Here is a 21765-nt window from a genome sequence, read left to right as displayed (position 1 = left end):
ATGAGCATGGAAACGGCGATCGGCAGGACGGGCCGGGCACGGATGGCACCGGCGGTCGCAATGGCGGCCGACACACCACAGATGGAAATACCCGAGGAGAGCACTGCCGAGGCGTCCCGTCGCAGCTTGAACACCTTTCGGCCCAAGGTGTAGACGATGGGCCAGAACAACAGGTAGGCGACAAAGGTCGCCGCTGCACCGGACAGTGCAAGCTCCACCGCAAATCCGGTTGCCTTCATGGACATCAAACCCAGCTTGATACCCAGGAAGACAATGGCCGTCTTGATGAACCACTCGGGCTTGGCCGCCTCCCTGAGAAATCCGGCCAACCCTCTGAAAAGATTGCCGATAAGCAGGCCCACGGCCAGGGCCAGCATGTAAGAAAAGCCGCCCCCGAGCTGCAGTCCCCAGGAGAGTCTTACCGCGTGCTTGGCCATGTCCACGGCCTTGGTCGCAGTCTCTGCATCGGGCTGTTGCCCGGCCACGGTGTTGACTCCGAGGTCCTTGAGCGCCTTGTTGATCTCCTTGCTGCAGGTGTTGACCTTGCTCGTGCAATACACGTCACTGCCGTAGATCTCGGACTGCATGACCGACTGGGTCGTCTTGAGTGCCTTGAAATGGGCCTCGTGCCCGATGATCCAGACCGACCAGGTGATAAAGAAGATAGCCGTGAATCCCCAGAAAAACCGCTTGACGTTCAGCCGCTGGAAGTAGGCGCCGATGCAAACCAGGATCGTGAAGACCGCGTAGGTCGTGAGGAGCGACATAAATGGAGGCATCTCCTCGTAGGCCTTACCCGCAGGCGCCACGAGCTTTCCCCACGAGAACTCGGCCAGGAGATTGGTGATCTCCCAGGTCTTGGTCTTCGTCATCCAACCCACCAAGTCCACGCCCCAGATCGTCAACAAACCGGCAAAGAACATGAGGAGCCCGAGCCACACGGCCCACCAGTCCTCTGTGGAGAGCATTCCGTCGGTCCATTTTCTATTAACAGCCATGCTTTATCACCCCTCGGTAGATTTGTTGGTATGAAGTAGTTATGCGTGGGACTACAAGTCGACAGTCACAAAACGGTTGAAGTAGTGCGTGTGGTATTGCCGGAGCCAGGTGGGGATGGTATCGAAATCGAAACCCATAAAAACGGTGACCCGCTCACCAGGTAGGAAGGTGCTTGACTCCAGCAGGACGCGCTTGAGATCCGCATCCAGGGCCTTGAACTCTTCGCCCTTCGCCACGAGGTTGTCGTTGTGAACTACCCAATGTCGCCCGTCGTGGACGAGAATCAACTCCAGATCCGCTTTCATGGCTTCTTTCGCCCAGAGGCTGTGGAACCGCTTATGCTCTCCTCCTCACGGAAGGCGAGATCCAGTACAGACGTGCCGGTGAGTCGCCGTCGTTCCCTGGCGGGCACGATCCGACAACTCAGCAGGAAACCCAGGCTCTGCGCTCGACGGGTTGCCGCCTGCTTGCGCACAGGCATACGCCCCGTGCATCACGCAAACACGAACCGCTCCTTCGCAATAAGGCGATTGCCGGAAAATGACATACCAGATCGCGCCGGATTTTCGTTCGTCAACAAGACGCGACAACAGGCGCATAGTCGAACTATGTCACTGTTGTCGCAACACAGAGGACGGACGACAAAGACAAGCAGGATGGTATGTCATTTGACAGAAATCGCCTAAGGGAGATCTATTTGAGGATGAACGTGTTGATGAGCCATCCCAGGATGATCAGACCGACAATGGCCAAACCGATGCTATATCCGACGAGCTTGGTCTCCCACGACTCCCAGGGTTCCGCCTCCTGCAACAGCGCTCCGGCGGAGGCATCTTCTTCTGTCTGGCCTGCGGCATGTTCTGTGTTCATTTTCTCTCCTCCTCAAGGTGGTGTCGCCAGACCGCGCGACTCGGACAGTCGGCACCCGGCCCAGTTTGGGCGAATGTATCACCCTTCTCGTGCCGTCGCTACTCTCTCTATACTTAATACAGGAGAGCGACCATGGGCCCGATATCCCGGGCCCAGTTGAGGAAGCGTCCCGGGGACTACTGCCTCGCCTCGAATATCAGTCTCAGTACTTCGGTAATCCTGCGCATTGGGATCCTCTTGTCCGGCATAGCTCCCCCCGTGAGAAAAGCGCGGGGGTATGCCGGATAGAGTTGTTGAGTAATTCCAGTGCCTTTCTATAAATTCCGGGGATCGTGACCGGCGATTCCGGCAACGTGACCGCCGATTTCGGAAATCCGGTCAGAATCGGTCACGATGAAACGGAATCAGCGGTCACGTTCGTCCGGAATTCGCATTTCCCTTAATTTTCCGATCATCGGTCAGGGTACCAATGGCCGGCGCAATGATGCTCTGCGGACTCCGGCGGGCGGTGAAGAATCCAGGTTAAAAAGCGTCGATCAGACCCGTTGCAGTGAGAAACCCCAGGATGATGAGCAGCAGCCCAACGAACAGAAACTGCTTCATATACGTGGCTTCCGGCACATCGATACCGACCCTTCGATAGAGGGACGCAAGGACGTGTCCGATCCTGTGGCGAAAGCCAATGAGCAGGAGGCCCAGGACCAGCAAGCCGATGGCGATGACTGTTCTCGTTTCCTCGTCCATATCTGCCGACCAGAGTGCATTCCTCGGCGCGGGGCACCGGTCTCACGCCCCTGCAGTCTGCTCCGGGTCCGACGCCGCCCTCGGCGCCGGGGCCACGCAGGGCATCACGGCGGCCCGGATCTCTTCCGCTGACCCTCGCTGTCGTCCGTGAACGGCATCTTTCCCTTGATGGCCCAGTAGCCCAGGAAGAGCCCCAGGGTCAGCGGGAACAGCAGACGAAGCGACACCATGAGGTCCCCAGGCCCCCCGCCGGCGCCGGCGCCGGAGTATGCGTAGAGGCGGATCGCAACCACGGCGAAGGACAGCAGCGCCAGGACGCCCGCCAGGATACGCAAGAGCAGTTTGAGCGATGGGCTGGCGGGGCTCATGGTGAGGGTCCGAGTCTACGACGAGCCCGGTACGGCACCCGCCACCCACGCCAGCGCCTCGCTGCCGGGGCTCTACTCGGTGTCCGTCCTGAAACACCGCTTAGGCGATTGCCGGAAAATGGCGTACCAGATCGCGTCGGATTTTCGTTCGTCATCAAGGCGCGACAACAGGCGCATCGTCGATCTATGTCACTGCTGTCGCAACACAGAGGACGGACGAAAAGGCAAGCGGGATGGTATGTCATTTGACAGAAATCGCCTTATGCCTTCCCCGTCCGTCAGGCCATCGCCGGTTTGTAGTCCGGACCGACAAGCTTATCTTCCAGGGACTCAGGCAGAAATCCAAATATCTTTACGGCCAGCACTACCATATCGAGCAGTATGAACCGTTCCACACCGTGGTGCTCGGTGATATAAGCGAACGCTGCTCATTAGCGATGAGGCCCTAATGTTGTCAAGAAAAAATCCTGGATTGCTCATGCAAGGAACTGGTGAGTGCTATGTTGGAAAGGTATCACCGGCTGAGGGGGTGAGTAGTTACCCTGTCGGAAGTGAAATTGCATGTAGTCTGTCAGATCCCCACTGACCTTCAACGAGCGCAGCTTGAAGATGGCTTCGGCTCGCTCGAAACCCCCAGCGCGCTCTGGTGATATCCATCCGGTCCTTGACCAGATGACGACACGCGCCTTCGATGACACCCGTGGCGATCGGTAATCCTTCGGCCAGCGCCAGGTCGTATTGCAACCGCGTTTGGTTGTCTTCGATAGAGTCGGCGGCCTTGTCGACCGGCTTGCGTTCGCCCTGGCTCAGTTGCGCCCGGGTGCGGCCCGTCGCAGGCCTACCGCGACGTCCCGGGCCCGGCCCTTCTAGCACGGCTTAGGCCCCGATCCAGAACCCAGCTCTCGCGTTCCTCGGGCCGGTTCGGGTGCAGCGCATGACCCGCTTTCCAGAGGTCCTCCAGCAGATGCCCTGAATCAGGTGGCGCAACAATTCCATCCCTTCGCAATGGATCAGGTCTCCACCTCCCCATGCGTCAGTTGTTTCGGGTCCGGATCGTTGAGCCTGCTAATCAAGCGCGCGAATTGGCCATACGCATCCGCGTAGTGGCCCTCCATGGAATCGACGGAAATCGAGTAAGATGGCATCGAAGGGGTCTCCTCGGGTGTGGCATAAGATTGGTCTCTTTGGTTTCATTCCTAAAAAGAGGCCCCTTCTTCAACGCTTGGTCTCTACCGCCTCGCTAAACTATTGTTTCTCCGTTGCATAGCGTCGTTTCAGAAGAGCCGCACCCATCGACAAACCGAGGTGAAACTGCGATTTTTGAATCATTGACTATCACGGTGTGACTGGACTAAGCTGCAAAACATAGAAACTAAGCCCGCCGGGGGATATTATTGCCGGGTGATGCGGTGAAGCGTCTAACTCCGCTACAAAGCCTAGATTGTCCCAGCGTTAGCTAACGGGCTGGTTGCGGCGGGCGCGCTCCGCAGAGGGAGGTAACCATCGCTGCAAGACGGATAGCGCGGCCTGGGCCAGAGCCCTAGAGGTTCAGATGTCATTAGAGAATCGCTGATGAATCCGTCCCTGGACTAATCAGCGACGGAAAGTAAAATATAGTTGACTGAGGAGTAAAAAATAATGCCTATCGAAATAGGTGGTAAGACGCTTGAAACTGATGTGGAAGGCTACATAAAAGATATCAGCCAGTGGGAACCGGAGGTTGCGAATTTTATGGCCGGGCAGGATGGAATAGAACTCACGGACGAGCACTGGGAGATTCTCAACATACTGCGTGAATATTATAATGAGTACCAGTCCGCTCCGGCGATTCGGGTGCTGAACAAGGCCATCGGCAAGAAGATGGGCAAAGAGAAGGGCAACAGCAAATATGTGTATGATTTGTTTCCCGAGGGCCCGGCTGTGCAGGCGTGTAAGTACGCCGGCTTGCCCAAGCCGACCGGCTGCGTCTAGGACACTGTCAGTCTTAACTGACCGAGGGTCATTGGCTCAAGAGAGGACTCAATTAATCCTGGCTAGTGAGTGAGTTTTACCCGTATCGATGGAGCGCTGAAACAGACAGGTTATGGCAATGAGGCCTCAAAGACCGACAGCTTCCTGGTTTAGCTAATCCCTGAATAGGCGCGCGGGAATGCTGAGGCAATCCGCGAAGGTAGTCAGATGCCGCGATCTTTTTTTGGAGGTCCAGAAGCCCATGGTTTTTATAACAGGTCTTTTCGCGCTGCTGTTTTATGCCGCAACCGCGATTCTGTTGGGCGGGTTGGTTTACAAGATACGCCAGTACTGGCGTATCCCCACTCCGCTGAAGATTCCCACCACACCCGCGCCTGTCACACGGACCGGCGTGGTGCTCCGTATGGGGCGCGAGCTTGTCTTTTTCGAAAGCCTGTTCCGTGCAAACAAGTGGAGCTGGACCTTCGGCTGGATGTTTCACCTGGGCCTTTTTCTGGTGCTCGCCTGTCACCTGCGTTATTTTACCGAACCCGTATGGGAGTGGGTCGTCCTGCTTCAGCCCTTCGGCAAATACGGGGCCTTTGCGATGGTCGGGGGGCTAGGCGGGCTTTGGATGCGTCGTCTGCTGGTCGATCGCCTACGCTATATCTCTTTGCCTTCGGACCACCTCATGCTGGCCCTGCTGATGGGTATCGCCGGCATCGGTCTGATAATAAGTAATGTCACTCACACCGACGTCGTGGCCGTTAAGGAATTTTTCCTGGGGTGGATGCGCTTCGATTGGGGCCACCTCCAAACCCTCCCCGTGGATGTCGCGCTGCTTGCGCATCTGCTGCTGGTTATTGCGCTGATGGTCGTGTTCCCGTTCAGTAAGCTGCTGCACGCACCGGGCGTATTCTTCAGCCCGACACGCAACCAGGTGGATAACGCGCGGGAGCGGCGCCACCTCGCGCCGTGGGCGGCGGAGCTCGAATCTTCCGATAAGTAACGCGCAGCTCGATTGCATGCACTTAGGTCTTAGGCTACGAGTGAGAGCAGGAACCGCAAATGGCTGATTTCGAGATACCTGAACTTACAGAGAAACGGGTCGTACCCAAGCTCGTGCCAGGCGCCATGTCCCACAGTGCGCCGCATGTGGCGGACCCCGAACTCCAGGATCCCCTCGGGTACCCCGGTGAGCTGGTGGACAACTGGGAGCAGGTGGCGATTGATAAGCTCGGCGAGCTGAAAGGAAAGTACCGAGGCCTGCAGGTCTTTCTGGATGCCTGTGTGAGGTGTGGCGTCTGCACCGACAAATGCCATTTCTACCTGGGTACCGCTGACCCGAAGAACATGCCGGTGGGACGCCAGGAGCTGCTACGCAGCGTTTACCGACGCTACTACACGCTGGCGGGCAAGTGGTTCCCGAGGCTGGTGGGTGCCCGGGACATGACCCAGGAAGTCCTGGACGAGTGGTACAACTACTTTCATCAGTGTACCGAGTGCCGTCGGTGCTCTGTGTTCTGCCCGTTCGGTATCGACACCGCCGAGTTCGCAATGGCTGGCCGCGAGATCTTGAACTCGGTGGGCAAGGGGCAGAAGTACGCAAACGAGGTCATCGGTAAGGCCCTGACGATCGGCAACAATCTGGGTCTGTCGGGAAGGGCGATTGCGGATACCCTGGAAAGCCTGGAAGAGGATGTCGAGGAGGAATCCGGCGTCAAGGTTCGCTTTCCGATAGACGAGAAGGGGGCCGAGGTGCTTCTGGTGGTACCCTCGGCGGATTTCTTTGCCGAGCCCCATGTCGATGGCCTGATCGGTTATGGCAAGGTGCTCCACCAGGCGGGCATAAGCTGGACGTTCAGCTCCTACGCCGCCGAGGGCGGCAATTTCGGCCTGTTCATCGGCAGCTACAACAACACGCGGGAGTTGTCCAGGCGCGTACGCAAGGCGGCCCTGGACCTCGGCGTCAAAAGAATCGTCTTCGGCGAGTGCGGCCATGCCTGGCGCGTGGCATACAGCTCTCTGAACACGCTGGCGGGTCCTTTTGATTTTCTCGATCCCCGATACCCGGTGCCCCAGCACATCTGTGAGGTCACCTATGACCTCATGAAGCGCGGGGTGTTGAAGTTCGACAAGTCACAGAATGACCATATGGTCCTGACCTTCCACGACTCCTGCAACGTGGCGCGCGCCAGCCGTTTGGGAGACATGCCCGGCGGTCAGTTCACCATCCCCCGCGAGATCATCAAGGCGACGTGTAATCATTTCGTGGAAATGTCGCCGGATACCCTCTACGACGCCACCTTCTGTTGCGGCGCCGGTGGTGGACTGTTGACGGATGAGCTCATGGAGGTGCGGGTCAAAGGCGCCATGCCGCGCATGCAGGCCGTGAAGCAGGTGGCGGACAACCATGGTGTGACCCACATGGCGAACATGTGCGCCATCTGCAAGAGTCAATTCACGAAGATCTTCCCTTACTACGGTTTTGGTAAGGATATGATCGTGAGCGTACACCAGCTGGTGAGCAGCGCGATCATTCTGGACAAGCAAGATTAGGCGATTTCTGTCAAATGACATACCATCCTGCTTGTCTTTGTCGTCCGTCCTCTGTGTTGCGACAACAGTGACATAGTTAGACTATGCGCCTGATGTCGCGCCTTGATGACGAACGAAAATCCGGCGCAATCTGGTATGCCATTTTCCGGCAATCGCCTTAAGGCGAAAACAGGCTCCAACCCTGAAAGAGACGCTTGAAAAACATCTTGGCAATCAGCACTGAAGGGTTGAAGCAAATGCGCCACTTATCGTCGCTATAGTTGATGGCGACAGCGAGCGGAAGCGCAGCAGGAGAAATAAGCTTTTTGAGGGCGACCAGTCCCACAAGCGTCGACTGGTTACATTCAGATGGTATGGGCGAGTAACGGTAGGGGCGGTAAACCTTATGAGGCAGTCACTTCTGTATGTAGTGCTGGCGTCAGTCACGGTGATGGTCAGCTTGCCGGCCGGCGCTGAAGATTGGACGCCCAGGCCTGCCATCGTGAAGGCCAAGGGTGAGAAGTGCGTGCAGCCAACCGATGTGATGCGCAAGCGGCACTTCGAGTTCATCCTTCCTCAAATGGATGAAACCGAGCAAAAGGGTAGCCGCACCGAGCGGTACTACCTGACGGATTGCATTGAGTGTCACGCCACGCGTGACGAATCCGGTACGTATCTTCCGATCGACGCCAAAGGGCAATTCTGCGAAAGTTGTCATCGCTATGCAGCCGTCTCCATAGATTGTTTCCAATGCCACGAGAGCACTAAAGAGGCCCCCGAAATTGAGGCAGTGCCCTAAGATAGAGTTTTCTTGTTGGACAAAACTTCCAGCGGATTCCGGTGTCCGTGATGTGCTAGGGTGAATCAGTATGTATGTATTTTTCAAAGCGGTGCAGGGGTTCATTCGGGTGCTGTTTGGGTATTGCCCGGCTTGTGGGTGGGTGCCTGACTGGAGTCAGAATTCGTGGTTTCGCCGGTCATCCTGTGATGTCTGCAAAGGGTCTCGCCGGTATGGTCGAAAGGGTACGGATCGAAGGGGAAACCCGGTCTTTGGGTATGAAAAGCCAACATGGGGGGAACGGTGGCAGTGGTTAAAGCTCCATATTGAAACAGCAAAGAGACGCAATCTCCTGTAAGGATGAGTAGGAATGGCCAGTCTACATCACCGATTTCGGAATTCGTGGCAGTTACTCGTACAACTTAAAAACCGAACGCCGATACTGATATTAATCGTTGGCCTTTCGGCCTTACTGTTGGTGGGGTTCGCCGGTACAGTCGGTGTGATCCATGCGACATCAACAAACCGTTTCTGTGTTTCGTGCCATGAAATGGAAGGCGTGTATGATGAGTACAAGAAATCCAAGCACTACAGCAATGACGCTGGAATCATGACAGAATGCCAAGATTGCCATCTACCACCGGTTCACGACGCCACGGATAGCATCGGTTATTTGAAAGCGAAAACATTGGCTGTAAAGGATGTTTATCATCACTTGCTTGGGACGTACCCAACGCCGGAGGTATTTGACCAGGATAGATTGCCAATGGCTCACAGTGTTTGGAAGCGTATGCTGAGTACCAATTCAGCCGTGTGCCGTGATTGCCACTCTGGTGGCTTGGTTGATGAGGATCATCCCGTCGGTGAAGCTGACAACTGTATTGAATGTCACATGAAAGGCAAGCCGATCGCCCATGCTAGACCATGGCAGCCGATTGCCGAGGCTGGTGAAGAACACGAGGTCCCGAGCGTCGAGGCCACGCAATAGGGACCGTGCGCGCACACGGGCGGCCCGAGAGGTCGCAAGTGGCAAGCGTCATGGTGCCCGGTTCGGGCAGGTCAGTTTTTCCACGCGATCCAACAGCCCTTTGAGCCTTTGCAGGGCTTCCTTGTATGGTCCGAAAGTATCGCCTTTCATATCTCCGCCACTCTCCAAGCCTCGCTTTTCCCCATTTTCAACGACCTACAGCCGCTGAAAACGATGGCATATCGCCATGGTGGGAAGATCCCGGCTTCAATCGAAACCCGGGCGGCACTGGGGCGGCCTTGTCGTTGGAGTATAGATTCTTTGTCTGTCGGTTCTCCTAAAATAAATAATATCTGTAGTGACCTACTAATCTTGGTGCATTTGACGATCTGTGGTATTTCAGTGACATAGATGGGGGAAGCGGGAAGACTTCAGTTCGTTTAGCCGTTTGGGCTGCACGCTGATTTTGTGACATATTTGTGACATCATAGGCGTCCGTTAACCATTCAGACAATAAGCTCTGTCGGGCCCTGTCTGAGCCACTTGCGCCAAGCAGGCGAGAGTATGGTGTTCAAACTCAAGAAAGGCCTGGACATTCCCGTCGAGGGAGAGCCTGAGCAGGTTATCCACGAGGGTCCGCCACTGGGCTCGGTGGCTCTCATGGGCCGCGATTACATCGGGCTGAAGCCGTCTTTTGCGGTCGAGCCGGGGGAACCGGTGGCACTCGGGCAGGTGCTGTTCACGGACAGAAGCGTGCCCGGCGTTTCCTACACCTCTCCGGGCAGTGGCACCGTGACGGAGATCAACCGGGGTCCCAGACGATCGCTCGAGTCCGTGGTGATCCGGCTGGAGGGAGACGCGCAGCGAACCTTTGCCGCCTACGATCCCGTGGAACTGCCGGGATTGAGCGTCGACCAGGTCAAGGAGAACCTGCTTGAATCCGGTTTGTGGACGGCGCTGCGCACGCGCCCGTACAGCAAGGTCCCGGCACCCGACTCCCGCCCCGACGCCATCTTCGTCCTGGCCATGGACAGCAATCCTTTGGCCGCCAGGCCCGAAGTCATCGTCCACCGCTACCGGCGTGAATTTCTGAGTGGCCTGACCGTGATCGCCAAGCTCACTGAGGGCAGGGTCTACGTCTGCAAGGCACCGGAGGCGGATATCCCGACAGACAACGGTCCCGCCGTCCAGGTGGCCACGTTCTCCGGCCCTCATCCCGCCGGCCTGGTGGGCACCCACATCCATTTTCTGGCGCCCGTTGGCGCAGGGCGTACAGTCTGGCACCTGAACTACCAGGACGTCATCGCCATCGGCCATCTGTTCACCACTGGTCAGCTGCCCGTGGAACGTATCATCTCCCTGGCGGGACCCCTTGTAAAAAGACCCAGACTGGTCCGAACCCGAATCGGCGCCAACGTACAGGACCTCCTGGAGGGCGAGTTGCATGACCTGGGGTGCCGCGTGGTCTCGGGCTCGATCCTGTCCGGGCGCCGGGCGTCGGGAACGGTGGGCTATCTCGGGCGCTACCACCTGCAGCTTTGCGCCCTGGCGGAAGGCCGAGCGCGGGAGTTTCTCGGCTGGTTGGCGCCCGGCGTCAACAGTTTCTCGGCAACCAATGTGTTTCTGTCGCGCCTCGCAAAGGGCCGGCGGTTTCCACTTACCACCTCGCAGAACGGCAGCCTCAGGGCCATGATACCCGTCGAGGCATATCGGCAGGTCATGCCCCTCGACATCCTGCCTACCCAGCTGCTGCGAGCACTGGTCGTTGGTGACACAAACATGGCCCAGGCCCTTGGTTGCCTCGAGCTGGACGAGGAGGACCTGGCTCTGTGTAGCTTCGTGGATCCGAGCAAGTATGAGTACGGCCCAGTGCTCAGGGACACTCTCACGCAAATCGAAAAGGAAGGCTGATGCAGCGTTTGCGCCGTTATCTGGACCGAATCCAGCCGCTCTTCGCGAAAGGCGGCCAGTTCCAGAATTTCAACGCCCTCTACGAGATGGTCGACACCTTGCTGTACACGCCGGCCGATGTGACCCGGGGTTCGCCCCACGTGCGCGATGGCCTCGACCTCAAGCGTCTGATGATCTTTGTCGTGCTGGCCGTGACACCCTGCGCCTTGGTGGGGATATACAACACCGGTTACCAGGCCAACGCGGCCATGCTGGCGATGGGGTTGGAGTCGACGGGCGGTTGGCGGGGCGCGTTGCTGGGGGCGCTCGGAATCGGCTATGCCCCGGACAGCATTTGGGCTTGTTTCTGGCACGGTTTTCTGTATTTCCTGCCGATCTACGTCGTCACCCTGGCCGTCGGCGGCTTTTGGGAAGCATTGTTCGCGGGGGTAAGGAATCACGAGATCAACGAGGGGTTTCTGGTCACCTCCATGCTGTTCACCCTCATCCTGCCCCCTACCATACCACTCTGGCAGGTAGCCTTGGGCATCTCCTTCGGGGTGGTCATCGGCAAGGAAGTATTCGGCGGCACGGGCAAGAACTTCCTCAACCCGGCGCTCACAGGGCGGGCGTTCCTGTTTTTTGCCTATCCCGCCCAGATGTCGGGAGACGTCTGGACTGCGGTGGACGGTTTCAGTGGTGCGACGGCGCTTGCTCGGGCCGGGGAAGGCGGCATGGCGGCGCTCGCCGAGGCCAATGTTACCTGGACGCAGGCGTTTCTAGGCCAGATGCCGGGCTCCCTTGGCTCAACCTCCACCCTCGCATGCCTGTTCGGTGCCATATTCCTTATCGTCACTCGCGTCGCTTCGTGGCGCATCATGGCGGGCGTGTTTCTGGGGATGGTATGCACTGCTCTGATGTTCAACATAGCGGGTCAACAGCCCATGGCCGGGATGCCTTGGTACTGGCATCTGGTGCTGGGCGGTTTCGCCTTTGGGATGGTCTTCATGGCTACCGATCCGGTGTCGGCGGCCATGACCGATGCCGGGCGCTGGATATTCGGCCTGCTGATCGGGTTCATGACCGTCCTGATCCGGGTCACTAACCCTGCCAATCCGGAAGGTATCATGTTCGCCATTCTGTTCGCCAACGTGTTCGCACCGTTGATCGATTACTTCGTGATACAGGTGCACATCCGCAGGAGGGTCCGCCGCAGTGCCTGATGAAACGAAAACGGCGCCGCGGCGAGCCAACGACAGTATGGGGAAGGTCCTGCTGGTGGCAGTGTCCCTGAGCGTCGTCTGCTCGATCATCGTTTCCACAGTCGCCGTGGCCCTGCGACCACTGCAGGAGGCCAACAAGACCCTGGAAAGGAAGCGCAACATCCTTCTGGCCGCAGGTCTCTATCGGGAAGACGAGGACATCGACTTGCTGTTCGAGCAGGTGGAGATACGATTGGTCGACCTTGCCACCGGCGAGTACGTCGAAGGTGTCGATGCCACGACATATGACCAGTACAGGGCGGCGAAGGACCCGGACACCGGTGTCGTCATACCGCGCGACAAGGACCTTGCCAAGATCAGACGGCGGGCAAAGGACGCGCCGGTCTACCTGGTGCGCGACAGCACTGGACTCCGCTCAGTCATTCTGCCGGTGCACGGCTACGGCTTGTACTCCACCCTTTATGGCTTCATCGCGCTGTCCCGTGACGGCAATACCGTCCAGGCGATGCGCGTTTACGAACATGGCGAGACCCCGGGCCTCGGCGGCGAGGTGGACAACCCGGACTGGCTGGACAAGTGGCAGAACAAGCTTGTCTATGACACAGACGGCCAGGTGCGCCTCGCCGTGGTCAAGGGCGTAGTGGATAGTGACAGCCCTGAGGCCCGTTATCAGGTGGACGGCCTTGGGGGGGCTACCATGACCAGCCGGGGTGTTACGAACCTCGTTCGTTACTGGCTGGGTGAAGAGGGTTTCGCACCTTTCCTAGCAAGAATTCGTGCAGAGAGGAGTTAATCATGCAGCAGGCAGACGCAGAACGCATTCTCCTGGACCCGCTGGTGAACAACAACCCTGTGATCCTGCAGATCCTGGGAATCTGCCCCGCGCTCGCGGTCACCACCTCCCTGGCCACGGCCCTGGTGATGGCCGTGGCCATGACCTCGGTGCTGGCCTTGTCGAACGTATTCGTCAGTGCGATTCGCCACTACGTACCCACCAACATTCGTATCATCGTCTACATGACCATCATCGCCTCCCTGGTGATCGTCGTCGACCAGCTACTTAAGGCCTACGCCTATGAGCTGAGCAAGCAGCTTTCGGTATTCGTCGGCCTAATCATCACCAACTGTATCGTGCTGGGGCGTGCCGAGGCTTTCGCTTCGAAGAACCCGGTGTTCTCCAGCTTTCTGGACGGTGTCGGGCATGGACTGGGTTTTAGCCTCATCCTGATGACGGTGGGGACCTTGAGGGAGTTGTTGGGTACCGGCAAGCTGCTCGGTTATCAGTTTCTGCCGTTGGAGAGAGAGGGCGGCTGGTATGAACCCAACGGCCTGATGCTCCTGGCGCCCGCCGCGTTCGTCATTATCGGCCTGCTCATCTGGGCAGTACGCAGCTGGAAGACCGAACAGGTCGAGAAGCCGCAATATCAGATTCGCCAGGTACACCGGACCGAGGTGCTGTGATGGAAGGTTATCTCAGCCTGTTGATCAAGGCCGTTTTCGTCGAGAACCTCGCCCTCACATTCTTTCTGGGTATGTGCACGTTCCTGGCCATCTCCAAGCAGATCGAGACCGCCATGGGACTCGGCGCGGCGGTGATCGTGATACAGACCATCACCGTACCCATCAATAATCTGGTATTTCACCACGTCCTCCAGGAAGGCGCCTTCTCCTGGGCGGGCCTGCCGGACGTGGACCTTAGCTTCCTCGGTTTCATCACCTACATCGGGGTGATTGCCGCGATGGTGCAGATCCTGGAGATGACCCTGGACCGTTATTTCCCCCTTCTCTATCACGGCCTGGGCATCTTTCTGCCGCTGATTACCGTCAACTGCGCCATCCTCGGCGGATCGCTGTTCATGGTGGAGCGGGATTATGCCTTTGGAGAGAGCGTGGTGTTCGGGTTGGGCAGCGGGATTGGCTGGGCGCTGGCCATCACCCTCCTTGCCGGTATTCGCGAGAAGCTCAAGTACAGCGATGTACCCGATGGCCTGCAGGGCCTCGGGATCACATTCATCAGTGCCGGTCTCATGTCCCTGGGCTTCATGGCCTTTTCCGGGATGCAGCTCTAACCCGTATGAACAAGATACCGCTGTGGATCATGTCGGTCCCAACCCGGGTGATGTACCGCTTAGCTGGAGGGAATCACCATGGTTGAGATCGCCATGGGCGTGGGCATGTTCACGGCCATCGTGCTCATTCTGGTTTGCGTCATCCTCATGGCGCGCGCGTGGCTGGTCACCACTGGCAACGTGACTATTACGGTGAATGGGGAAACGTCCTTTGAAGCCGCGGCGGGTGCGAAGCTCACAGACGCCCTCGCCAGCGGTGGTCTGTACGTCTCGACGGCCTGCGGTGGCGGCGGTACATGCGGTCAATGCCGGGTCAAGGTGCTAGGGATCGACGACCCACTTCTCCCCACGGAAGCGACGCATATCACCAAACGAGAGGCGGCGGAAGGTGACCGGCTTTCCTGTCAGGTGACTGTGAGACACGATCTCAATGTGCAGGTGCCCCGGGAAATATTCGGCGCCAAGACGTGGGAATGCTCTGTCCGCTCCAACAGAAATGTGGCCACCTTCATTAAGGAACTGGTGCTGCAGCTGCCACCGGGGGAGACGATCAATTTCCGTGCCGGCGGCTACGTGAAGATCGAATGCCCGCCCCATCGCCTTAAGTTCAGCGACTTCGACATCGAGCCGGAATTCCGTGACGAATGGGACCGTTACAAACTCTGGCGTTACGAGTCGGTGGTCAAGACGCCAGTGGGTCGCGCCTATTCCATGGCGAATTACCCCGGTGAGAACGACATCGTGATGCTCAATGTGCGGATTGCCACCCCGCCCTCCGTTGCGCCTCCCTCAACACCCCCCGGGATCATGTCCTCTTATATATTTAACCTGAGACCCGGCGACAAGGTCACGGTTTCGGGGCCCTTTGGCGAGTTCTTCGCCAAGGATACGGACAACGAAATGGTATTCGTGGGTGGCGGTGCAGGCATGGCACCGATGCGATCGCACATATTCGACCAGCTGAAGCGCTTGCGTGCGAGGCGCAAGATGACCTTCTGGTACGGGGCGCGCAGCCGGCGGGAGATGTTCTATATGGAGGACTTTGAACGGCTGCAGGAGGAGAACGAGAACTTCAGATGGTACATCGCCCTGTCGGACCCTCTGCCTGAAGACAACTGGACCGGTCACACCGGGTTCATCCATACCACGCTGTACGAGGAGTATCTCAAGGATCACCCGGCCCCGGAGGAATGCGAATACTATCTTTGCGGCCCCCCCATGATGAACTCCGCCGTGATTCACATGCTCGAGGAACTGGGCGTGGAAGAAGAAAACATCTTTCTTGACGACTTCGGGGTAGGTGGACGCTGATCGAATGACGCTGTTTCTGATGAGCTTACTGATATTCCTGCTGGCCATGCTGGGGCTGGGTTTGGGGATACTTGCCGGACGGCCGCCGATAAAGGGGAGCTGCGGGGGCTTGCAGGGAATCAAGGGACTCGGCAGCGGGTGCACGGCCTGCGATGGGCCCTGTCCCGAGCGGGAAAAGGCGGACTCGCGCCGCCATCTTTGACTCCGCCGACGCCGAGCGGCGAACCATCAAATCTCATGTGCTTGCCCAGCATGGTCGTTAGCCCGGATATCTCAAATGTTCACCGCAGAGAAAGCAAGGGTTTACAAAAGGCAGCGCCTCACACTCTTGCCTGATAGGATGTAATCGCCGTTGCGTGCTTCCGCGCTCGGAGAATCCCTTAGTTTCCTGAGCCTGTGCGCCATATTCGCGGAGGAATTATGCCAAAATCCGTCGCCGTCAAAGATTATATGTCCGCAAATCTGGTCACATTCAGCCCGGACATGGATATTCTCAAGGCCATCAGCCTTCTGATAGAGAAACGTATCTCCGGGGGCCCGGTTGTGGACAAACAGGGTAACCTGGTCGGTGTGCTTTCAGAGAAAGACTGTCTCAAGGTAGCCCTGCACGCAAGTTATCACAGCGAATCCGCGGGCACGGTCGCGGAATACATGCACGCGGAGACGAAAACTGTGGATGCAGACACCAACATCGTCGACATTGCCGGCATGTTCTTACGGGACGGCTACCGCCGCTATCCGGTCATGAAAGACAACCGTCTCGTGGGCCAGATCAGCCGGCGTGATGTGCTGATGGCACTGGAAAACCTCTGGCAGTAATAATCCTACTGGATTCGGTTGCGTACAATCCGCGGCCGTTTGCACCTGCGTCAAAGTTACGCAAAGTTATAGTGGGGATTCTGCCGGAAACCGAAAGTCGCGGCAGCAAGGAGATCGAAGATGGGTAAGACACTTGAGCCACCGCTAGTCAGTGATCTCATAATCACAGACGTATTCACCGTCTCGCCGGATATGACATTGGAGGAGGTTGTACACCTGTTGATCGAGAAGCAGATCCCCGCCGCTCCCGTCGTGGTGGGAAAGAAGGGCGACTTGGAGTTGATAGGGATAATCTCTGAAAGGGATTGCATGGAATACCTGTCCAGCGAGGTTTTCTATGGGAACCCGAGCGTCACAGCCAAGCACATGATGGAACGCTTCCCGCTCTGCGTGTCACCTGAGACCGACATCTTTTCCATGGCGATCATATTCACGCAGCACCCTCACAGGTACCTGCCCGTCGTGAAGAAGAAAAAGCTGCTGGGATTCATCAGCCGACGTGATGTTCTCGGCGGGCTATTCAATTTTCACAGGAAAGTGGCCAAAGAGACATCAGCGAAGAAATCGCCGCTGGATTATCACGAACTCGCCAACCTGCGGTTCATCATTAAATAGGGTTGGACAGAGGCTCGTGCTCTGCCCAACTCTGATCATTGCGAGTTCAGTTAGCTTGTCAGCGGTCATGGCAAGGCGCTCCTCGCGGGAATGGCCGCTCCCTTTTCAAGAGGCGCAACGCTGTTCGTCCATGGGCAGCTGACAAGCTAACCCTTCGGGCGCGCGCGCTCCCCTGGCGTCCCCGCAGCCGCGTTGCAGCGTTTGTGACCAGGGAAATGGCCATTGCCTGCACGCGCTACGCCTTATCGCGAAACACCAGGGAGCGCTGAACCCGTAATTAGTTGGACTGAGCACTAAAATCCCATGCCCATGTTAATGTACCCTGTAGGACATGCCTCGAAACACACATGACAGCCCGTACAACGGGTATAGTCAGTGAACATCACCTTGCCCTTGGCGCGTTTCATACTGCGGGTGATGGCCTGCTGGGGGCAGAAGATCCGGCACTGATCACAGACGTTGCACAGCCCACAACTCATGCAGCGGGCCGCCTCGGCCAGAGCCTGTTCGCTAGAGAGCGTCTTTCTGATTTCGCTGAAACTGGCGACGGCCTCGGCAACATCGATCTCCACTTCCTCGTTGCGGGGGGCCCGCGGGTAGTAGTCCAATCGCAATTCAGTGTGTTTCACCGGCGCGCCCATGTGTGGGCGTTTGTACTCTCTCCTTTGTAGATAGGCGTCCATGCCCCGGGCGGCGACGCGGCCCTGTCCCGTGGCGTTGGCGGAGATCCCAAGGCCTAACACGTCTCCGCCGGCAAAGACGCCAGCCTGGTTGGTTTCTCCAACGCTGCTGGCATCCACCCAGCCCCACTTGTTGGCCAGCTCCGTCATGCCACCCACAAGGTCCGGTTTCTGTCCAATGCCCACCATGACAGTGTCTACCGGAAGCGTGAACTCCGAGCCATTGATGGGGACAGGTCGGCGGCGTCCGGACTCGTCCGGCTCTCCCAACTCCATGCGAATGCACTCGACGGCGGTGGCTCGTCCGCCTTCTGTGACAAAGCGTACGGGAGCAGACAGGTACTCGATACGAATCCCTTCCGCTTCCGCGGCATCCACATCCTCTGAAATGGCCGGCATCTCGTCCCGGGTCCGACGATAGAGGACGACCACCTCCGAGTACTTGGATACCCTTTTACTGACCCGAGCCGCATCCACCATGGTCTTGTCGGAAATGGTGTCTTGTACGGCCACCTGCGCTTTCACTTCCTCGCCGAGCTCTTCCTCGTCGATTTCCTGAACCTCTGCGAGATCCTCTTCCTCGCGCTTCAGTGCCTGCAGCCGCACGGAGACGCGGGCCGCGTCCACCGCACTGTCTCCGCCGCCGACGACCACGACGCGATCACCGATGTCCACCTTGGCTCCTGTGTTGACGCGGTTCAGGAAACTGGCGGCGGTGAAGATGTTCGCGGAGTCCTCACCAGGAACGTCCATGTTAGCCCCTTTGTGGGAGCCGCCGGCGACATAGACGGCATCGAAGTCCCGCCGGATCTTCCCGAAGGAGATGTCCTCGCCCACCTTGGTGTTGCACTTGAGCTTCACACCGAGATCGAGAATGTTCTGGATCTCCGCATCCAGTACATCCTTCGGCAGGCGGTAGGGGGGGATGCCGTAACGCAACATGCCCCCGGGTTTCTCATAGGCCTCAAATATCGTGACCCGATAACCCCGGCGGGCCATCTGATAGGCAGCGGAAAGGCCGGACGGCCCCGATCCGACGATGGCTATCTTTTCAGGCTTGACCTCATCGGTGAGCTTCGTCAGCTTCAGCTTGCGCTTCAACCCATAGTCGCCGATGAATCGCTCCATGTTGTTGATGGCGACGGCGCCGTCTTCCTTGTGCTTGCGGTTGCAGGCTGTCTCGCAAGGATGCGGGCAGATTCTGCCGTGCACGGATGGCAGAGGGTTCTTGTCAGTCAGTATCCGCCAGGCCTGGTCCAGCACCTCTCCGGCCGTGTCGTGAAATAGGTCCGCCTGGGCAATCGTAGTGAGGTAACCGCGAATGTCCTCGCTGGCAGGGCATTTATTGCGGCACGGCGGCAGACGTTGAACGTAAACGGGACATTTCCAGCTGCGGCCGTTGCGGACCACAATTTCCTCGGGGTCGAAGTTCTTGAGTGTGACCTCGACCTCGGCGCGGGACAACCCGTCACGAAAGATAGTGGTTTCCATATCCCTCGTTCCTCTCGCATATTCTCGTTATGGTGGCTAAATCCGGACGTGTGTAGACCGGTTGTAGGTCCACATGGCACCGGGACCATCTTCGATGTGGTACTTGGTGAACGGAAAACCGGTCTTCTCAAAGAAACGCTGCCAGCCAATGCGCTCGATCCACTCGCCCACCCGCTCCCAGTCCTTGCCCCCCTCCTTGTAGGCCTGCAGTATCTTGCGTACGGCATCCGAGACTTCGGGCCAGCGTGGCGGATTGTTCGGCAGTCCCCAGACTGCCAGTTTCATCAGAGACGGTCCGCTACGGGTATTGGAGCCCTTGCCGCCCACCCAAATGGAGAGCGTATCCGTTTCCGCATCCCGGATCTCCATGCTTGGGCACTGGCCATGACAGGCCCCGCAATACATACACTTCTCCTCAACCACCTCGACCGACTGATTGCCGTCTACCACCGCTGGCCGGATGGCCGCCACCGGGCAGATGGCTACGACCTTGGGCAGATCGCAGATCTGCATGTTGCTATGGTTGGTACGTGGCGCATGGTGGTGCTGAACAATAACCCCGATATCCGCATGCCGGCCGCAGTTGATCTGGCAGCAGGAAGTCGTGATCTTCACCCGGTTGGGGAAACGCTCGTTCTCGAACTCATCTATTAGATCGTCCATCAGCGCCTTGACTGTGCCAGCGGCATCCGTCCCCGGCAGGTTGCAGTGCAACCATCCCTGGGTGTGGGAGATATTGGAGATAGATGGGCCCGTACCACCGATCGGAAATCCCAGCTCCGTCTTGATGGCCTCGATCAGGGGCTCCACGTCCTCCTCTTTTTCCACCATGAATTCAACGTTCGTGCGCATGCTGAAGCGCAGATATCCTTGACAGAACCGATCGGCGATATCACAGATCTTCCTTACCGTATTCGGGCTCATGGTGCGTGGAGATCCGGCCCGGACCGTGTACAGTGTGTCTCCACTCTCTGCCACGTAGAGCAAGACCCCCGGACGGATTCGCTCGTGATAGGCCCACTTACCGTAGTTCCTCGCCATCCCCGGGTGGAGAAGGTTCTTGTGGTCAGGTACGCCTTGGTCCCGCGGTGCAAGTTTGGCGCTCATTCTTAATCCCCTCAGTTCACAAATTTATGGCGCTAGTCAGGCTGAAAAATGGACTCTCGCGTCTGCTAGGGAGATGATTCCGTGGACTCTGGCTCCCGTTGCCAGACCGGAGGTTCCTGATTCTGTTCGCCCCCAAGCCGGCCTGGGGCCAGCTCTTCAAACTTGATGTACGGCGAGGTGCGCGTTGTGGCCACCATTCTCGGATCGAGTTCCAGGCCGGCACCTTCAATGAAAGTCCCCATGCCGACCCGCGCAATGAACTCGCCGATACGCTCGTGATCCATGGCGTTGTCGTTCCAGAACTCCCACATCCGATCGATGAGGTCGGTAAGATTCTGGAAGTCTTCTTCGGACTCCAGCGGCATGAACGGCACGATGACGGAACTCATGGTGTCACCGATCTTCAGGGTACGCTTGGCGCCGAGACAGATGGTAACGCCTTTCTCTTTCCCGGGTTTCAGGGCCTTGTGCATGACATTGATGCAGTGCATGCACCGCACGCAATCCTCATGATCGACGACCAGCTCCTTGCCCTTCAGGGAGATACAACGTGTGGGACAGCGAGTAATGACATTGTCGATGACGTGCTCGACACCCTTCTCATCGATGAACTCGGCCACCTTTGCCTGGTCGATCTGCATAGGGCCTCGCCAGGTACCGATGATGGGCATATCGGAGCTTATCATGGCGTTGGCGCAGTCGTTGCCGCAGCCGGAGACCTTCATCTTGAACTTGTACATGAACTCCGGGCGGTGGAGCACGGAGATGTAGTGGTTGGTGAGAAACCGCGTGGTCTCCATGGTGTCAAAACAGGCCATCTCACACCTGGCCTGGCCCACGCAACATTGCAGGCTGCGTAAGGCCGCACCGGACCCGCCTAGGTCCCAACCGTTTTCCATCAGATCCTCGGCTGCGGCCTTGCTACCATCGTTGCTGAATCCCAGCGCGAGGATATCGCCCGTCAGCCCGTGAAGCTGAAGGATGCCCGCACCATTGCGTTCGCAGATATCGGTCAGATTGCGCAGCTTCTCGGTCGAATAGACAAAACCGGCCGGGGGAAGAACGCGAATGGTATGGAACTCTGCGAGATCCGGATACTTGTCCGCCTTGTCAGACAGGCGCGCGATTATCCCGCCTCCGTAACCGGAGACGTTCAACACGGTACCGGTCCAATAGTTCCATTTATTCTCGTAGGATTCCTCGAGCTGATTCAGGAGCTGGCCGACTTGCGGCTTCGTGTTGGACCACTCCTTGAGGTCGGTTACGAAGCTCGGCCATGGTCCATGTTCCAGCTCGTCGAGTAATGGGGTGTTGAGCTTGGTCTTCTTTGGCGCTTTTCCGCCATT

Annotated in this window: 22 protein-coding genes and 1 pseudogene; 14 read left to right on the top strand and 9 right to left on the bottom strand. The window is 57.9% G+C overall.

All coding sequences use genetic code 11. The features are described from left to right. The 6 genes and pseudogenes from LJE91_16940 to LJE91_16915 all read right to left on the bottom strand — a co-directional run. Positions 1-998, bottom strand: a 998-nt coding sequence (locus LJE91_16940; protein ID MCG6870351.1) for a YeiH family protein, incomplete at its 3' end; no start/stop codon positions are given. A 51-nt stretch (positions 999-1049) separates the two neighbouring features. Further along, a complete protein-coding gene (locus LJE91_16935) occupies positions 1050-1304 on the bottom strand; it encodes a DUF5395 domain-containing protein (protein MCG6870350.1) in 255 nt (84 codons plus the stop codon). Positions 1305-1692: 388 nt separating this feature from the next. Further along, complete coding sequence (locus tag LJE91_16930) at positions 1693-1869, bottom strand: hypothetical protein (protein MCG6870349.1); 177 nt, start codon at positions 1867-1869, stop codon at positions 1693-1695. 522 nt (positions 1870-2391) lie between these two features. After that, the gene (locus LJE91_16925; GenBank protein ID MCG6870348.1) at positions 2392-2613 is read right to left on the bottom strand and encodes a hypothetical protein; all 222 of its coding nucleotides are present in this window, start codon (positions 2611-2613) and stop codon (positions 2392-2394) included. Between the two features lie 104 nt (positions 2614-2717). Beyond that, positions 2718-2981: a hypothetical protein gene (locus LJE91_16920; protein MCG6870347.1), complete on the bottom strand. Its 264-nt coding sequence runs from the start codon at positions 2979-2981 to the stop codon at positions 2718-2720. 476 nt (positions 2982-3457) lie between these two features. Next, positions 3458-3948, bottom strand: a pseudogene (locus LJE91_16915) (ISKra4 family transposase). A gap of 671 nt (positions 3949-4619) precedes the next feature. On the opposite strand from LJE91_16915, the gene LJE91_16910 reads away from it, so the two are divergent. The 14 genes from LJE91_16910 (at position 4620) to LJE91_16845 (ending at position 17141) form a co-directional block, all read left to right on the top strand. Then, on the top strand, positions 4620-4952 hold the full coding sequence (locus LJE91_16910) for a TusE/DsrC/DsvC family sulfur relay protein (protein MCG6870346.1): 333 nt from the start codon (positions 4620-4622) through the stop codon (positions 4950-4952). A 241-nt stretch (positions 4953-5193) separates the two neighbouring features. After that, complete coding sequence (locus tag LJE91_16905) at positions 5194-5940, top strand: respiratory nitrate reductase subunit gamma (protein ID MCG6870345.1); 747 nt, start codon at positions 5194-5196, stop codon at positions 5938-5940. 59 nt (positions 5941-5999) lie between these two features. Then, positions 6000-7490 (top strand): (Fe-S)-binding protein, encoded by a 1491-nt coding sequence (locus LJE91_16900; protein MCG6870344.1) that lies wholly within the window; start codon positions 6000-6002, stop codon positions 7488-7490. A gap of 385 nt (positions 7491-7875) precedes the next feature. Beyond that, complete coding sequence (locus LJE91_16895; GenBank protein ID MCG6870343.1) at positions 7876-8268, top strand: Hdr-like menaquinol oxidoreductase cytochrome c subunit; 393 nt, start codon at positions 7876-7878, stop codon at positions 8266-8268. A gap of 349 nt (positions 8269-8617) precedes the next feature. Then, positions 8618-9235 (top strand): NapC/NirT family cytochrome c, encoded by a 618-nt coding sequence (locus LJE91_16890; protein ID MCG6870342.1) that lies wholly within the window; start codon positions 8618-8620, stop codon positions 9233-9235. 546 nt (positions 9236-9781) lie between these two features. Then, complete coding sequence (locus LJE91_16885) at positions 9782-11125, top strand: Na(+)-translocating NADH-quinone reductase subunit A (protein MCG6870341.1); 1344 nt, start codon at positions 9782-9784, stop codon at positions 11123-11125. Then, a complete protein-coding gene (locus tag LJE91_16880) occupies positions 11125-12327 on the top strand; it encodes an NADH:ubiquinone reductase (Na(+)-transporting) subunit B (GenBank protein MCG6870340.1) in 1203 nt (400 codons plus the stop codon). The genes LJE91_16885 and LJE91_16880 overlap by 1 nt, the downstream gene beginning before the upstream one ends. Beyond that, positions 12320-13120, top strand: a complete 801-nt coding sequence (locus LJE91_16875) for a Na(+)-translocating NADH-quinone reductase subunit C (protein MCG6870339.1) — start codon at positions 12320-12322, stop codon at positions 13118-13120. The genes LJE91_16880 and LJE91_16875 overlap by 8 nt, the downstream gene beginning before the upstream one ends. A 2-nt stretch (positions 13121-13122) precedes the next feature. Beyond that, positions 13123-13788 carry an NADH:ubiquinone reductase (Na(+)-transporting) subunit D gene (locus tag LJE91_16870; protein MCG6870338.1) on the top strand — a complete coding sequence of 222 codons (666 nt, stop codon included), beginning with the start codon at positions 13123-13125 and terminating at the stop codon, positions 13786-13788. After that, positions 13788-14396, top strand: coding sequence for an NADH:ubiquinone reductase (Na(+)-transporting) subunit E (gene nqrE / locus LJE91_16865; protein ID MCG6870337.1), 609 nt, complete (start codon positions 13788-13790; stop codon positions 14394-14396). The genes LJE91_16870 and nqrE overlap by 1 nt, the downstream gene beginning before the upstream one ends. A 78-nt stretch (positions 14397-14474) precedes the next feature. Then, positions 14475-15707: an NADH:ubiquinone reductase (Na(+)-transporting) subunit F gene (gene nqrF, locus LJE91_16860; GenBank protein ID MCG6870336.1), complete on the top strand. Its 1233-nt coding sequence runs from the start codon at positions 14475-14477 to the stop codon at positions 15705-15707. 4 nt (positions 15708-15711) lie between these two features. Then, entirely contained in the window at positions 15712-15909 is a 198-nt protein-coding gene (gene nqrM, locus LJE91_16855) for a (Na+)-NQR maturation NqrM (protein ID MCG6870335.1), read from the top strand. Positions 15910-16127: 218 nt separating this feature from the next. Further along, complete coding sequence (locus LJE91_16850; protein MCG6870334.1) at positions 16128-16526, top strand: CBS domain-containing protein; 399 nt, start codon at positions 16128-16130, stop codon at positions 16524-16526. A 120-nt stretch (positions 16527-16646) separates the two neighbouring features. After that, positions 16647-17141 (top strand): CBS domain-containing protein, encoded by a 495-nt coding sequence (locus LJE91_16845; protein ID MCG6870333.1) that lies wholly within the window; start codon positions 16647-16649, stop codon positions 17139-17141. A 293-nt stretch (positions 17142-17434) separates the two neighbouring features. On the opposite strand, the gene LJE91_16840 is transcribed toward LJE91_16845, so the two are convergent. The 3 genes from LJE91_16840 to dsrA form a co-directional block, all read right to left on the bottom strand. After that, the gene (locus LJE91_16840; GenBank protein ID MCG6870332.1) at positions 17435-19312 is read right to left on the bottom strand and encodes an FAD-dependent oxidoreductase; all 1878 of its coding nucleotides are present in this window, start codon (positions 19310-19312) and stop codon (positions 17435-17437) included. A 36-nt stretch (positions 19313-19348) separates the two neighbouring features. After that, complete coding sequence (gene dsrB / locus LJE91_16835) at positions 19349-20419, bottom strand: dissimilatory-type sulfite reductase subunit beta (GenBank protein MCG6870331.1); 1071 nt, start codon at positions 20417-20419, stop codon at positions 19349-19351. A 65-nt stretch (positions 20420-20484) separates the two neighbouring features. After that, positions 20485-21711 (bottom strand): dissimilatory-type sulfite reductase subunit alpha, encoded by a 1227-nt coding sequence (dsrA, locus tag LJE91_16830; protein MCG6870330.1) that lies wholly within the window; start codon positions 21709-21711, stop codon positions 20485-20487. Positions 21712-21765 lie beyond the last annotated feature (54 nt).

The organism is Gammaproteobacteria bacterium, from assembly GCA_022340215.1.
GTDB lineage: Bacteria > Pseudomonadota > Gammaproteobacteria > JAJDOJ01 > JAJDOJ01 > JAJDOJ01.
The sequence above is the reverse complement of the archived record's forward strand: the minus strand, read 5'-3'. Positions and strand labels throughout refer to the sequence as shown.